7 protein-coding genes are annotated in these 14,693 nt (G+C 69.9%); 1 reads left to right on the forward strand and 6 read right to left on the reverse strand.

What is annotated here, in order from left to right; genetic code table 11:
- Window positions 1-4: 4 nt before the first annotated feature.
- Complete coding sequence (locus ACFPMG_RS30420; RefSeq protein ID WP_376999246.1) at window positions 5-2,053, reverse strand: mechanosensitive ion channel family protein; 2,049 nt, start codon at window positions 2,051-2,053, stop codon at window positions 5-7.
- Window positions 2,054-2,410: 357 nt separating this feature from the next.
- Here ACFPMG_RS30420 and ACFPMG_RS30425 point away from each other — a divergent pair, with 357 nt between their 5' ends.
- Complete coding sequence (locus ACFPMG_RS30425; RefSeq protein ID WP_376999248.1) at window positions 2,411-2,791, forward strand: RT0821/Lpp0805 family surface protein; 381 nt, start codon at window positions 2,411-2,413, stop codon at window positions 2,789-2,791.
- 15 nt (window positions 2,792-2,806) lie between these two features.
- Here the strand turns inward: ACFPMG_RS30425 and ACFPMG_RS30430 are convergent, their stop codons facing one another.
- The 5 genes from ACFPMG_RS30430 to ACFPMG_RS30450 form a co-directional block, all read right to left on the reverse strand.
- On the reverse strand, window positions 2,807-5,008 hold the full coding sequence (locus ACFPMG_RS30430) for a site-2 protease family protein (protein WP_376999250.1): 2,202 nt from the start codon (window positions 5,006-5,008) through the stop codon (window positions 2,807-2,809).
- Between the two features lie 3 nt (window positions 5,009-5,011).
- Window positions 5,012-6,376, reverse strand: a complete 1,365-nt coding sequence (locus ACFPMG_RS30435) for an efflux RND transporter periplasmic adaptor subunit (protein WP_376999252.1) — start codon at window positions 6,374-6,376, stop codon at window positions 5,012-5,014.
- The gene (locus ACFPMG_RS30440; protein ID WP_376999254.1) at window positions 6,366-7,154 is read right to left on the reverse strand and encodes an efflux RND transporter periplasmic adaptor subunit; all 789 of its coding nucleotides are present in this window, start codon (window positions 7,152-7,154) and stop codon (window positions 6,366-6,368) included. The genes ACFPMG_RS30435 and ACFPMG_RS30440 overlap by 11 nt, the downstream gene beginning before the upstream one ends.
- Window positions 7,155-7,293: 139 nt before the next feature.
- Window positions 7,294-9,141, reverse strand: coding sequence for a TolC family protein (locus ACFPMG_RS30445; RefSeq protein WP_376999256.1), 1,848 nt, complete (start codon window positions 9,139-9,141; stop codon window positions 7,294-7,296).
- A gap of 69 nt (window positions 9,142-9,210) precedes the next feature.
- Window positions 9,211-14,693: beta strand repeat-containing protein (locus tag ACFPMG_RS30450; RefSeq protein ID WP_376999258.1), on the reverse strand; the 5,483-nt coding region annotated here is incomplete at its 5' end.

Raw genomic sequence — 14,693 nt, forward strand, 5'->3', positions numbered from 1 at the left:
GACGTCACTCCGCGGCCCCGCTCTCCTTGCCGGTGCCGTTCATGGCCTGGGCAGCGGCGAAGCCGATGATCCGGTTGGCGGCGTCCGGATCGTCCACCCGCACCACCACGCCGCGCCCGACCAGATGGATGCCATGGTCCTGGAAAGCGCGGATCAGGCGATGGTACGCCTCGCGCCGGATGACGAACTGCTCGTTGGGCTTGGTGATGAACTTGACGCCGATGATCGCCGCGTCGTCCTCCACCCGCCGGACGCCCTGGGACTTCAACGGTTCGATGAAGCTCGGCCCCATTTCCGGGTCGGCGGACAGCTCCTTGCCGACCTCCTTCACCAGTTTCTTGACCAACCCCATGTCGGTTTCCGGCGGCACGCGGAACTCCAGGCGCATCAGCGCCCAGTCGCGGCTGTAGTTGGTCAGCGCCTTGATCTGGCCGAAGGGCAGCGTGTGCACCGCGCCGCGGTGGTGGCGCAGCTTCAGCGAGCGCAGGGAGATGCCCTCCACCGTTCCGCGCAGGTTCCCCACCTCCACATAGTCGCCCATGTGAAAGGCGTCCTCCAGCAGGAAAAAGACGCCGGCCAGGATGTCGGCGATGGTCGATTGCGCGCCCAGCCCGATGGCGATGCCGACCACCCCCGCGCCGGCCAGCAGCGGCCCAATCTCGATGCCCAGCGAGGAGAGGACGATCATGACGACGACGGCGACCAGCACGACCTGAAGGAATTTCCGCAACAGCGGCAGCAGCGTCGCGAGCCTTTGTCCACGCGACGACACCCCGTCGTGCCGGGCCTCCTCCAGCGTCCGGTCGATCGCCCGCACCACCATCGTCCAGGCGACGTAGCCCAGCAGAATGACGACCGTCACGTTGAACAGCAGCCGCAGGGCGATGCCGGTCGCTCCGGTCGCCTGCTCCACCCGGAATCCCCAGATGGCCGCGGTGGCGAAGACGCCGACGACGAACAGGGCCAACCACAGCGCCCGCATCACCCGCGCCACCGCGGCCTTTCCCGCCTCCGTCTCCTCTCCCCGGTAGAAGCGGGCGAGCGGCCGCTGCGCCATCAGCGCGATGGCCGGCACCGCCAACGCCACCAGCAGGCTGGCGAGCATCCGCGGCCCCGTCGCCGGCTCCAGCCGCACCGCCGCCGCCGCGACGACCAGCCACAAGGCGACGAGATAGACCGATGCCGCCACCGCCCACAATCCCAGCGTGGGGTGGTCCTTTTCCTCGATGCCCAGCGGACGGGCGATGGCCCGCGCAACCGCCACGCGTCCGCGCCATACGCGGTACAACAGATACAGGAATGGCACGGTGCTCAGCGGCAGGCCGATGGCGACGATGGCGTTCCCGCCGACCCCCAGCGCCAGCAGAAGATCGATCAGCCCAAGCACCGTCGCGGCCAGGGTCACCGTGACCACCCCTGTGCGGTGCAAGGCGCGCGCGTCGCCATCCTCCAGCGGAATCAGGCGCAACCCTGGATGGCGCGGTGCGCAGAGGAAGCGGATCAGGCGATCCGTCAGCAGCACGGTCAGGGCCGCCTGGAGAACCGCCAGCAGAACCGCCGGAGCCGCGGGATGCGGCGGCCGCACAATCGCGTAGACCACCAGCACCCCGACCGCAAAGGCGCCCACCGGAACCAGCGCCAGCACGAAGCGCAGCACGCCCGTCAACAACGGTGCCCCCCTGTCCGCCTCCAGCTTGCGGAGCGGTTCCACCAGGACCCGGCTCGTCAGCAGCAGCGCCGCCGTTCCTGCCGCGAAAAGGATTAGCAGACCGCGCAACAGGCGCAACGGGTGCACCGCCGCCTCGCGTCCGTTGGGGCGGGCGAAGGCGTCCGACAGAATGGAGGGGAGTTGCGGGTAGGTGGCGGCAACTGCCTCCAGCCGCGCGGCATACACCTCCAGTGCCGTCGCCGGCCCGCCGGCGGCAGGCGCGTGGGCATCGGGCGTCTGCGCCACGGCCCATCCGAACGGCGAGGCGGCAAACAGCAGGACGGCAAGCAGGGCAAGGGCCGGCCACCAGGCCAACCTGCGGCGCGTCCCCGAATCTTCGTTCATAGGGGCCATCCTGCCGGAGAGCGACGGAGCGGTGCCCATCGGGCGGAAAAGTCCGCGCCGATGACGTGGACCGACAATGGGAAACGCTCGTCCGCCCCCCGATGAGGAAGCCAGTACGTTACCGTTGCCTATCGGACGGCTCCGCGGCGGAACGCGCACCGTGATCCTGACTTTGGAACGTTCCGGAGCATGGCCGGAGCATGGAGCGGAGCATGAAAACGGCCGGAGGCCGCCGCCCGCCAACGGGTGAAGCGTATGTTACCGTAACACCCAGGTTCGTGACCTGCCTTCACATGCGGTCATCATCAATCGTTCCTAAAATGCCCGGATTCGAAAACGGTCATAGGGAGCCGCCGCATGCGCCTGTTACCCATCCCGTCCTTTGCCTTCGGGCTTTACGCCGCCGCGCTGGTCGCGACGCTGGCCGTCGCCACCCCGGCACAGGCGCAGTTCGGCCTTTTCCTCGGCGGACGCGGCGGGGTGGATTTGACGGACGAGGATTGGGACCTGTTCCGCAAGGCGCTCAGCGACGCCCTGACCCCGATGGAAGCGGGTCGGCGCACAGAATGGAACAATCCGAAGACCGGGGTGCGCGGCGATGTGGTCGTGGAGAAGATCCACGAGCGCGACGGCGCGCCCTGCGGGGACGTTCAGGCCAATTTCATCCGGCGGACCGTCCAGCCCTACAGACTGACCTTTTGCAAAATGGCCAACGGACGGTGGGCAATCGCTCCCTGACGGGCAAACTTCCCGTCAGAACCCGGTTTCGCGGATCAGCACGGCCAGCGCGGTGCGCCAGAAGCGGTCGGCCAGACTGCGCGCCTCGCCGTCCACGCGGGCCACGCCGCGCATCTGGTGGGCGGGTCCCGCCTGCGTCCGGTCCAGCGGCGCCAGGGTCACCCGGTAGACGGCCTCCACCGGCTTCAGGTTGGAGCGCGCCGCCTCGGCGTTCGTGCGTCCCATCGACGGGCCGGTCTGGCTCTCCACCGCGATCGGGCCGCCGTGGATCGAGGCCAGGGCGGAAACATCCAATCCCTTCACGCCCACCCGGTCCACTGCCGTCACCCGCGCCGCCATGCGGGGGCGCAGCGGGTCATCGGCGTGGAACACCGCATCGGCCCCCACCGTGACTCGGGTGAGGTCGTTCTCGGCCACATAGCCGACCAGTTCCCCACCGCCGTCGGCCACGATCTGACCCAGCGCCAGCGATGGTCCCACCCAGCGGCCAGGGCGCAGCGCGTCGGCGACATCCACCACCTTGCCGGCAATCGGCGCGCGGATCTCCAGCCGCGCCAAACTGTCCAACAGGCCCTGCCGGTCGGCCAGCCCGGCGGCCAGATCCTCCTCCATCACGCGCACCCGATCCAGCCCGTCACGGGCGGCCAGCATGCGGTCGATGCGGTCCTGGGCCAGCGCAATGCGCAACTCCGACTGCTGCAGCTTGCTGGTCAGTTCCGGCGCCTCCAGGCGGAACAGCAGGTCACCCACCGCCACGCGCTGGCCGGGCTGGACCAGAACCTCCGCGATGCGGGACGGGACCGGAGCGAACAGCGTCGAGAAGCCCTCTGCCCGCCATACCGACGGCACGGCGATGGATCCGGCAACCGGGACAAAGGCCAGCCAGCACAGGGCGGTCAGACCGCCCAGGGTCATCAGGAGGTTCCGGTTGGGCCGCAGGCTGCCGCGCCGCTCCCACCATTCCTTCACCTCGTTGAAGAGCGGGCGCAGGATGAACCAGCCGACTTCCACCGCGAACAGCACGATGCCCAACACCTTGATGAAAACGTGATAGACCAGCACCGCGATGCCGATGAACAGCACCAGCCGGTAGACCCAGGTGGCGAAGGCGTAGGCCAGCATCACCCGGTGCATCCACGGATCAAACCGCTCCGGCACCTCGTCGCCCAGGCCGAACAGCCATTCCCGCAGCCGCCAACGGGCCAGCGCGAAGGCGCGGTCCTGAAGGTTCGGCACATCCAGCGCATCGGCCAGCAGGTAATAGCCGTCGAAGCGCATGAAAGGGCTGAGGTTGATGGTCAGGGTCGTCACCCAGCTCACCGTCGCCACGAAGAAGGCGGCGCTGCGCAGCGGCCCGTCGGGCAGGAAGCTCCAGGCCAGCGTGGCGAAGGCGGCCAGCGCCAGTTCGGTCAGCATGCCCGCCGCCGCGATGTGCAGCCGGGCGCGGCGCGAGACGAGCCGCCACGCGTCGCTGGTGTCGGTGTAGAGCACCGGCCACAGCACCAGGAAGGCCGCCCCCATGGTCGGCACCCGGCAGCCGAAGCGCTTCGCGGTGTAGGCGTGCCCCAACTCGTGCAGCGTTTTCGTCACCAGCAGGGTCAGGCCGTAGAGCGCCATGCCCTCCAGCGTGAAGAAATGCAGGAAGGTGTGGGCGAAGCTGTCCCACTGGCGCATCGCCAGGATGAGGCCCAGAATCCCCGCCCCGATCACCGTCCACAACCAGCCGCGGCTGTAGAAGGGCGCCACATAGCGCACCGTGGCGTTCAGAAAGGCGTCGGGGCGGACCAGTGGAATGCGGAAGAACAGGTAATTGTGCAGCAGCCACATCCACCAGGACGTGCGCCGCGCCGCTGTCTGCTTCGCCAGGAAATCGACGTCGGCGCCCTGGGTCAGGTTGCTGCCGGCCAGGAACCTGTAGAGGCCGACGACGTCCTCCGCCTCCGGCTGGAGGACCGTTTCGGCGGCCACCGCGGCGGCAATGGCGCGTGGCGATCCGTGATGCCAGCGGGCGATGACCTCGAAGGCGCCATGACCGATGCGGAAATAGCGGTTGCGCACCGGATCGTGGATCGTCCAGCAGGGCGACCCGTCCACCGCCGGCGGGGCCGGCAGCAGTTGAAGTTCCTCGCGCAGCGGCGGCAGCCGGACGCTGTCCAGCGGATCCACCGGCGTGACCGCCGCCGGCCCCGTCGTCATGCCGATGGCGGCGGCGCCCATGGCTCAGAGCCCCACGGTCTGGCGTAGCGCCGCCAGCGGACGGCGGAACAGGTAGAAGGCCAGCGGCACCCGCTCACCCTGAATCTTGGCGGTACCGCGCAGCCCGATGCGCGGCGTCGGCTGGTCCGGCGCCAGATCGGCGCGGACGCGGTAGGCCAGGACACCGCCCGGCGTCAGCCCCGGTTCGTAACTGGCGTGGGACACCCTGGCACGCAGTGGGCGCAGGGGATCGACGTTCAGATAAAGGCTGACCTCCGCCCCCTCCTGGAGCACGATCGCGTCGTTCACCGGAACATGCACGTCCACCTCCGCGGCCTGCGGATCGGCCAGGGTCAGGATGCGCTCGCCCACCGCAACCGGCTTGCCCAGCCAGTCGTTGGCGTCGGTGAAGACGGCGATGCCCGTCCGTTCCGCCTTGACGGTGACGCGGTCCATCAGGTCGCGGGCGAAGTCCATCTCCGCGCGGCGCAGTTCCACCTGGGTCTTCAGCTGGGCGATGCGCGCCTTGCTCTGCGGGTCGGTGAAGGCTCCCTGGGATGCCGTCAGCAGTTCCGCCTCCGCCGAGGCCAGCGCCTTGCGCGCCACCTCCAGGCGGCTTTTCAGAACCGACGATTCGAAGCTGAACAAAGGCTGGCCGGTGTTCACCGGCTCGTTCGGCTGGACGTGGAAGCGTTCGATCACGCCTTCCAGCGGTGCGCTGACGATCAGCGGATCGCGTGGAGCCACCTCCGCCGGGGCCAATGTCGATTGCGGCACCGGGATGGCCAGGACCGCCGCCAGAACCGCCACCACCGCCAACGCCCACACCCCCTTGCGCGCCCGCAACCCGGAACGGCGCCCGGCCCGGGTCAACGCCCACCAGGCATGCCCGTAACCGCCGGAGAGCTGCCCGAGCAGCACCTTTTCCCCTTCCGTCCACGCGTCGTCGCGGGCCAGCCACAACACCGCCGCGACGGTGCCGTCCGGCCCCGGCAGGGGCACCCACAACGCTTGCGCCGGACCCCACTGCCCCCAGTCACGGGCCAGCGCGGGCGGTACCTCCGTGGGGGCGATGCCGTGCAGGTTGCGCGCCTCCGCTCCCGCGGCAATGGCCGAGGCTGCGGCCTCCAGCCAGCGGGTGAACGGAGCGTCGCGCTCCGGAACGGCGACGTTGGACACGCCTTCCAGCCGCGCCTTGCCCGACGGCGCGACGGTCAGAAAGACCGCCTGCTGGTAGGCGATCATCCGACGGGTCTGGTTCACGATGAGGAAGCGCAGCGCCTCCGCGTTCTGGGCCTGCCGGGCCTCCTGCTGCAGGTTCAGGAGCAGCAGGAGGCTGTTCAGCGGGTTGGCCGTTTCCATCCGGACGGATGTGACGTCATCGGGCACCTTTGGCCTCCTGCGGAGGATTGAAGCGGGCGGTTCCGCTCATGCCGGCGACCAGGTTCGGGGCGTTGTCCTGCTTGTCGACCTGCAGCTTGCCCGTCACCTTCAGCGACTGGCTGACCGGGTCCACGCGGGCGCCGATCAGGGTCACCTCGCCGTCCAGAGCCTCGCCCGTCTCGTCGATGCGCAGTTCGAACCGCTGGCCGGGCTTCAGCCAGACCAGCCAGGAGGACGGGACGATCAGTTCCACCCGCAGATCGCGGTCGGAAAGGACTTCGAGCAGGGCCGTGCCGGCGGGCACCGACTCATGTTCGCGGATCCGCTGCTCCACCACCTTGCCGTCGAAGGGCGCCTTCACGTCGCAACGGCGGACCTCGATCTCCGCCCTGCGCAGATCGGCGCGGGCGGCCTCGGCTTTGACCTCGGCCATCTCGACCTCGGCCCCGCCGATGGATTTCAGCTGCTCCAGCCGGCGGTTCTGCCGCACCGTGACCTCGGCGGCGCGCAGGTTGGCGCGGGCCGCATCGACCGTCGCCTGATAATGGCTGCAATCGAAGGCGACGAGCGTCTGGCCTGCCTTGAAGGACTGCCCCGCCTCGACCGTCATCCGCCCGATGCGCCCGGCGATCTCGCTGGACAGCACGGCGTGCTGCCGCGCCTCGATCAACGCGCGCACCCCGCCTTCGGGAGCCGGCGCCGGATCAGCGGCGGCAAGCGGCAGAGAAACCAGCGCGACAAACAGCGCGGCGAGGAAACGTGAGGGGCGAAAGCGGCACATCATAGCAGAGATTTTCTGCACCCTTTGCTCCGGAAGCGCAACGATCCAGGAATGGCAAGCGGTCCTGTACGCTTATTTGTTTCAGCACCGGTGCACCGGCACAGCCGAAAGGGGGCGGCGGCGGTGCGCCGCCCCATCGGCGTCAGCGCGAGGCGCTGCGGCCCAGCGGGGCCAGGGCGCTCGACGGAACCGCGTAGACCTTCACCGGCTCCGACCGGGTGGACGGGCTGTAGGACACCGTCATCGGAGCGGTCATGGAGACGGCCGGCCGCTGCGGCAGATCGGCCACCGTCACGCGCTCCGGCGCTCCGGCCTTGCGCTCCGCCGGTTCCTCGCCGCGGGCGGCCACCGGGGCAGCCGCCGGCTCGGTCTTCGGCTCGGCCGCCTTTTCGACCGGAGCCTTCTCCACCGGGGCCTTCTCGGAGGTCGTGGCGGGAACCAGAAGATCCTGGAGACGCGCCGTGCCGCCGGCCTTCTGCTGCCAGGCGCCCAGCCCATCGGACACCGCTTGGCGGAGCGTCGCGAGATCCTGGGACGGCACGGCCTCCGGCATCGGATCGACGCCCGCAGACACCATGACACGGGCGTAGGCGTTCTGCAGGTCGGCGTAGACGAGATCGCGCCGCAGATCGGAGACGAGCTCCGACACCTCGGCCTGGATCACGCTCATGTCGCCCTGCTGGCCAACCGTGCTGCTGTTGACATACTGCTGCCGGATGCGGCGGTCGATCGACGCCTGATCGGCGTTGAGCGAGAATTCCTGCGACAGCTCGCGGAACTGCACCATCGCCACGCGCACCTGGCTCAGCACCGCCACGCTCAGCGCCTGACGGCGGAAGGCGACCAGTTCCTCCTGCGCCTTGGAGAAGGCGTAGGTGTCCGGGGCCGAGGCCAGGGACAGGATGTTCCACGACACCCGCGCCCCGTAATCGGCCCAGCGCTGGTTCAGCAGATAGCTGTTGCTGTCGTAGTGAAGGCCGGCGTTCAGGTCGATGCCCGGCAGCAGCTTCAGCAAGGCGCGGCGCGTCTCGTCGGTTGTGATGCGGGCGTTGTAGGACTCCTCCAGCAGCTCCGGACGGTTGAGGAGTGCGTAGGTTTCCAGGGATTCCACCGATGCGGTGATCGCCGGGACATCCTTGCCGGTCACGTCCGGCGGCATCTGGATCGCGAAGTTCTCACCCGGCGGCAGGCCCATCAACGCGCCGAGCTGGGACTTGGCAGCGACCAGTTCGCGCCGCAGCGTCTGGAGCTGGCGCAGCGTGTCGACCAGCGCCCGCTGGTAGGACAGGGTCTGCAGCGGGGCCTGGACGCGTTGGGCTTCCAGGGCGTTCGCGTTCATGCGCGCCGCCTCGATCCGCTTTTCCAGCGGCTCGATCCGCTTCAGCAGCCGTTCCGCCGCGACCGCGCGCCAGTAGGAGGTGCGCACGTCCTGCAGGATGCCCTGGACGACGCGGCGGCGCCGCTCGTCGGCGATCAGGACGAGGTTGGAGTTCTGGCGGGCGCGAAGATAGCTGACGCCGAAGTCGAGAATGTTCCAGGTGAAGCCCAGATCCGCGGTCCTGCGGTGCCGGTCGGTGGCCGTGGTGCTCTCGCCCGTGCGGCGACCGGTGGCGAGGTTGAGGCTTTCCGACCCGGCTTCGTTGTTGCGCCCGGTGTAGCCCGCCCCCGCCACGAGGCGCGGCAGCATGTCGAACCGCGACAGGTCGAGCTGCTGGTTGGCGACCGCCATCTCCATCAGCTTCACGCGTTCGTCGAGGTTGTACTTGATGGCCCGCGCCATCGCCTCGTGCATCGACACCGGGCCGGAGATCGGCTCCTGCGGCGACATGATGACCGACATGTCCTCGCGGAGGCGGGACACATTCTCGTCATCGGTCAGAGGCTTCGGGCTAACGGAGCATCCGCTGGCGAGCAGCGCGGCGGCGGCCAGTGCGAGGGACGCGCGGGCCTTGTGGCCCCGCGGCCGGAGGGAGGAAGCGAACCGGGTCATTCTCGTCGGCAATCCATTTGGAAAGAAAAGCATAAGCGGGGAAGGCGGCGATGGAAGACTCGGGCGGCACTAGGCCGCCCGGCTTCCCGGAGGAACATGCGTGGTGAGAGCCGCGAGCAACGCCGCGGTCTGGGCGTCGGCAGCACCGTGGATCTGGGCAACCTGACGGGAAAAGGCCGGACGGGCCGGCGAGGTCCCGTCGAGGTCGGCGCGCGGGCCGGCAGTCTGCCCTTGTCCATCCGGCGCGGCCGGAGCATTGCCCGGATCGCCGCCGGTCGGCGCGTCGCCGGCCGGCTGCTGCCCCTGCCCCTGCCCCTGCGGCTGGCCTTGCGGGCCGGCCGGTCGGTTGGCCGGCGCATTTTCGATTGTGGAGCCGGGGCCCGTCTGGCCACCGGGCCGGTTGCCCGGTGCGGAGCCGAGCCCGCCGGTTGCGGTGCCGGGGCCGCCGGGGGCTGAGCTGCCGCCCGTCGCGCTGCCGGAGGCCGCCCCAGCCGCGCCACTCGCACCGCCTGGGCCACCCGGGCCGCCGACACCGCCATTCAAGCCGCCATTGCCCGTTCCGGTGCCCGTCGCCGCCCCGCCGACGCCGAGGCCGGCTCCCTGGCCGCCGCCCGCTGCTGCTCCACCGAACGCACCGCCGCCGACACCGGCGCCTGTGGCGCCGAGCCCGCCCGACGTGGCTCCGCCCAGGCCCGAGCCGCCCAAGCCCGAGCTGCCGCCAAGGCCCCCGCCACCAAGGCCCCCGCCAAGCCCGGAGCTGCCCAGGCCGCTGCCGCCGCTGACGACGCCGCTCAACCCGGAACCGCTTGCCCCGGCGGTGCCCCCGCCAAGAACTCCGCTGGACGAACTCGCCGTCCCGCCGCCGGAGGGGGCCCCGCCCATCGCGGAGATGGTGATCGATCGCCCGGCGTCGCTGCTGGTCGAGTTGCCGATGTTGCCGATGGTGATCGAGCGTCCGGCATCCGTGCTGCTGTTCCCGTTGCCGGCAGCGCTCCCGCTGCCGATCGACGAGCTGGTGATGACGCGGCCCGCGTCGCTGCTCGTCTGCAGGCCGGGCAGGGTCGGCGCGGTACCCAGCGTCGGTCCGGTCGTCTGCGTGGTCCCGGTCCCGGCGGCCGTTGCGACCACAGAGTTGGACGAGGACGCCGCCGTCGTCGTGTTCCCGGTGGAGGCCGCCACCACCACGGCCGGCGGTGGCGGTGGCGGAGCCACCGAGTAGGTGGTCGTCCCGGCGTTTCCGGTGTTTCCGACGGCATCGCTCGCCTTGGCCGAGATCACGTAGCTGCCGACGCTCAAGTCGGCGGCCAGGGCCAGTTGCCAGGCGCCGGTCGCGCTGGCGCGCGCCGTGCCGACCGTCTGTCCGTTGATCGTCACGCTGACCAGACTGTTCGCCTCGGCGGTACCCTGCACCACCGGCGTGCTGCCGGCGGTGGTGTTCAGCGTCACCGTCGGGGCGGCCGGCGGCGTGGTGTCGATGGTCAGGGTGGTGACCGCCGACAGGCTGCTGACGTTGCCCGCCCGGTCAGTGGCCTGCACCTGGAGGCTGTGCGTGCCGTCGGCCAACGCCGTCGTGAACTGGAAGGTCCAGGCGCCGTTGGCGTCGGCGACGGCCGTTCCGGCAACCTTGCCGTCGACCAGCAGGCTGACCATGCTGCCGGCCTCCGTCGTCCCGGCGAGGGACGGCGTGGCGATCCCGGAGATCCGCTCCCCTGCCGCCGCACCGGCAACGGTGGCGCTGGTCACCGACGGTGCGGGCGCCACCGGCACAGCGGTGTCGATCAACACGGCCAAGGCGTCGGACGGATCGCTGACGATGCCGAACCGGTTGGTCGCCGTGGTCGTGATGCTGTGCGTCCCGTCGGTCAGCGCCGTCTGGAGGCGATGGACCCAGAAGCCGTTCTCGTCGGCCACCGTGGTTCCCACCGCCTTGCCGTCCACCAGAACGGTGACCGTGGCGTTCGCCTCGGCGGTGCCGGACAGCGTCGGCCTCGTCACGTTGGTCAGACGGTCCGTCGCCGACGCGCCGGAGTCGGACAGGCCGCTCAGCGCCGTTCCGACCGGCTTCGCCGGAATCGGGGTGTCGATGAGCACCTGGCTGGTGTCGCCCACCCCCTTCAGGGTCGTCACCAGCGGTCCCTGGGCCGCGTCCGTCACGATGGAGCCGTTCAGCGCCAGCCCCAGGACCGCGATGCCCTGCGGCGCGCGGTCACCGACCGGAACGACGTAGTCGAACCGCAGAAGCGTGCCGGTGCTGCCGGCCACGTTGTAGGCGGCGTTGCGGATCTCGCTGCCCACCGCCAGCTCCAGAACCGGATTGCCCCCGCTGATGATGGACGCTTCGCTGAGCTGAACGTAGAAGCTGACCGTCTCGCCCGGCAGATAGGTCCGCGCCGGGGGAGGCGTGACGCTGACCACCGACGGCGGCGTGCGGTCCACCGACACGCTGCGGGTCGCCTGGGTCGGGTTGCCCGCTGCGTCGGTCAGGCTGGCGGTGACGGTGTAGTTGGCGCCATCGGTCAGCGCCAGCAGGTCGCTGGGCGGAACGGTCAGGCTCCAGCGATTGTTGGTCACCGTCGTGCTGTAGGCCTTGCCGTTCAGCGTCACCGTGACCGTCTGGCCGTTCTCGACACCGTTGGTGACGCCCGCCACCGTCTGCCCCACGGCGCTGTCCGCCGCGTTCAGCACATTGTCGCCCGCCACCGTGGCGATGACGAGGGTCGGCGGCGTGCGGTCGACCGAGACGTTGCGCGTCGCCTGGACCGCGGCGTTGCCCGCCACGTCCGTCAGATCGGCGGTAATGGCGTAGGTGCCGCCGTCCGTCAGCGCCTGCAGGTCGGCGGTGGGGACCGACAGGCTCCAGGCGTTGTTGGTCACCGTCGTGCTGTAGGTCTTGCCGTTCAGCGTCACCGTGACCGTCTGGCCGTTTTCGACACCCGTCGTGGTGCCGGCCACCGTCTGGGTCACCGCGCTTTCCGCGGCGTTCAGCACATTGTCGCCCGTCACGGTGGTGATTGCGACGGCTGGCGCCGTGCGGTCGAAGGTGACTGTCCGGACGGCGGAGTCGGCGCTCTCCATCCCGGCGACCGCCTGACGGACGGTGAAATCAACCGCGCCGCTGACGCCGGACACGTCGACACCGGTGAAGCTGTAGGCGCCCGACGCATCGGAGGTGGCCGTCGCCAGCAGCGAACCGTTGGCGTAAAGCCGTACGGTCGTGTTGGCGTTGGCGCCGCTGCCGTTGAAAGTGACGCTGCTCGCCTTGGTGATGTTGTCGGAGTTGCTGATGCCCGTGTCCGATTCGGCGGCGAGGGTCACGGCGCTCGCCAGGGCGGCTGGGGTGATCGAGAGGCTGGCGGTATCCGTGGCCGTGGAGAAGGCGGAGGTCCCGCCGCCGCCCGTCGTCGCGACTTTGGCCCCGGCGGTCCCACTGCTCTGGTCCCAGGCGCGGAAGGTGATCGCCGCGCCGAGGGTGCCCGCGTTGGCGCCCGTCGGCTGGTAGTAGAGCCGGTCCGTCGTGCGCAGCAGCAGCGCGTTTCCGCTGTCGTTCACCGTGCCGACGGCGGTCCAACTGGTGCCGCCGTCGGTGCTGTAGAACCAAGTTCCGCCTTCAGACGTGTCCACGCCGACCAGCGCGATGCCGGTGACGGCGCCGCTGTCCACGTCGGACACGTTGGCACCGAGCGCCACCAGGGACGACACGGCAACGCCGACGGCCCCGTTGGGCGCACCCGCGGCCTGTGCGACGCTGGGCAGGGTCAGGACGGTGTCGGTCAGCACCGGGGCGTCGTTCATCGCGGTCACGGCAAGCCCCGCCGTTGCGCTGTCGGCGCTGAACTGCCGGCCGTTCCCCTGCCCGCCGTTCGCGGTGGTGTCGTTGCCGACCGTGGTGCCCGCCGTGCCGGCGGTCTGATCCCACGCTTTGAAGGTGATGCCGTTGGCGACCGATCCGTTGAAATCGGTGTTCGGCACGAAGCGCACGCGGTCGGTGCTGGCCAGCAGCAGGGCCGACGTGCCCGAGACGCCGGTGATGGTGGTCCAGTTCCCGGCCCCGGTCTTGTACTGCCACATGCCGTTGCTGGTGTCGGTCGCGGTGATCGCGATGCCCAGCGGGTTGCCATCGACATCGGTGGCGCTGCCGGAGGAGGCCAGGATGGACGCAACCGTGTCACCGTTGTTGCCGGTGGCGTCCTCCTCGATGGTGGTCAGGCTGCGCGCGTCCGTGCTCAGCATCGGTGCGCTGTTGAGAATGGCGGTGTAGGTCGAGGTGGCCGTCGGCGTGCCGCCCTTGCCGTCATTGGCCGTCACCACCACGCGCAGGTACTTGTGCGCGTCCGAGGTGGTCAGCGTGTAGCTGGAGCTGGTTGCCCCGCTGATCGACGCGGCGTTGGTGCCGTTGCTGTCGTCGGCCCGGTACCACTGGTAGCTGTAGCTCCGCCCATCGCCGTCGGCGTCGCTCCAGCTGCCGTTGGTCGTGGTCAGCGCGTTGCCCACCGTCGCCGTGCCGCTCACGCTCGGCACCGCGCTGTTCACCGGCAGGCTGTTGGTGATCGCCGTGTAGGCCGAGGTGGCCGTCGGCGTGCCGCCCTTGCCGTCGTTGGCCGTCACCACGACACGCAGGTACTTGTGTGCGTCCGAGGTGGTCAGCGTGTAGCTGGAGCTGGTTGCCCCGCTGATCGACGCGGCGTTGGTCCCGTTGCTGTCGTCGGCCCGGTACCACTGGTAGCTGTAGCTCCGCCCGTCGCCGTCAGCGTCGCTCCACGTGCCGTTGGTCGTGGTCAGCGCGTTGCCCACCGTCGCCGTGCCCGTCACGTTCGGAGCCGCGCTGTTCACCGGTGCGCTGTTGAGAATGGCGGTGTAGGTCGAGGTGGCCGTCGGCGTGCCGCCCTTGCCGTCATTGGCCGTCACCACCACGCGCAGGTACTTGTGCGCGTCCGAGGTGGTCAGCGTGTAGCTGGAGCTGGTTGCCCCGCTGATCGACGCGGCGTTGGTCCCGTTGCTGTCGTCGGCCCGGTACCACTGGTAGCTGTAGCTCCGCCCGTCGCCGTCGGCGTCGCTCCAGCTGCCGTTGGTCGTGGTCAGCGCGTTGCCCACCGTCGCCGTGCCCGTCACGTTCGGAGCCGCGCTGTTCACCGGTGCGCTGTTGAGAATGGCGGTGTAGGCCGAGGTGGCCGTCGGCGTGCCGCCCTTGCCGTCATTGGCCGTCACCACCACGCGCAGGTACTTGTGCGCGTCCGAGGTGGTCAGCGTGTAGCTGGAGCTGGTTGCCCCGCTGATCGACGCGGCGTTGGTCCCGTTGCTGTCGTCGGCCCGGTACCACTGGTAGCTGTAGCTCCGCCCGTCGCCGTCGGCGTCGCTCCAGCTGCCGTTGGTCGTGGTCAGCGCGTTGCCCACCGTCGCCGTGCCCGTCACGTTCGGAGCCGCGCTGTTCACCGGTGCGCTGTTGGTGATCGCCGTGTAGGCCGAGGTGGCCGTCGGCGTGCCGCCCTTGCCGTCATTGGCCGTCACCACCACGCGCAGGTACTTGTGCGCGTCCGAGGTGGTCAGCGTGTAGC

Source organism: Azospirillum himalayense (assembly GCF_042657465.1).
Lineage (GTDB): Bacteria > Pseudomonadota > Alphaproteobacteria > Azospirillales > Azospirillaceae > Azospirillum > Azospirillum himalayense.

Excerpts from the sequence above, each read along its gene's own strand:
- ACFPMG_RS30420 (WP_376999246.1), bottom strand. The coding sequence starts at position 2,053 with ATGAACGAAGATTCGGGGACGCGCCGCAGGTTGGCCTGGTGGCCGGCC.
- ACFPMG_RS30425 (WP_376999248.1), top strand. The coding sequence starts at position 2,411 with ATGCGCCTGTTACCCATCCCGTCCTTTGCCTTCGGGCTTTACGCCGCC.
- ACFPMG_RS30445 (WP_376999256.1), bottom strand. The coding sequence starts at position 9,141 with ATGACCCGGTTCGCTTCCTCCCTCCGGCCGCGGGGCCACAAGGCCCGC.
- ACFPMG_RS30430 (WP_376999250.1), bottom strand. The coding sequence starts at position 5,008 with ATGGGCGCCGCCGCCATCGGCATGACGACGGGGCCGGCGGCGGTCACG.
- ACFPMG_RS30440 (WP_376999254.1), bottom strand. The coding sequence starts at position 7,154 with ATGATGTGCCGCTTTCGCCCCTCACGTTTCCTCGCCGCGCTGTTTGTC.